1 protein-coding gene is annotated in these 362 nt (G+C 55.2%); it reads left to right on the top strand.

Annotated elements, in window-relative coordinates; translation table 11 throughout:
• Positions 1-362 (top strand): hypothetical protein (locus AC1RPJ_RS07970; protein WP_481762873.1); only part of this gene is annotated, 362 nt, incomplete at both ends.

Below are 362 nucleotides of genomic sequence, written 5' to 3'. Positions count from 1 at the left end.
GAATAGCAAGGACGGTGAGGCAGGTCTCGCGTCCCTATCCGATCGCATGTCCAGTCTGCGCGCCCTTATTGACAGGAGCCGAGAAGCATTCAGACGCCTTCCCACAATGGGCACGGTGTCCAAGGAGCGGCAACTCAAGCGCCTTACTGATGCGCTGGCCGTTGTTAAATCCCTTCGTGACGATGGTGTTCCACAGGGTACAGCTAAGGCTCTCAGGGCCCTTAAAAATGAGCTGACGAGTCTGCGCGAGATTGCATATCTGGGCGAGCTTAACGAAGAGACGCTGGACCTTACTGCACTCCGCAATTGGGATGTACTGTTGGTCCAACTTCTGGAAACTTCGCAAACGCGTTTCGACGAGC

Source organism: Dellaglioa sp. CoH-57-MRSF-17 (assembly GCF_056782015.1).
This window is presented reverse-complemented; position numbering and strand designations above follow the sequence as displayed.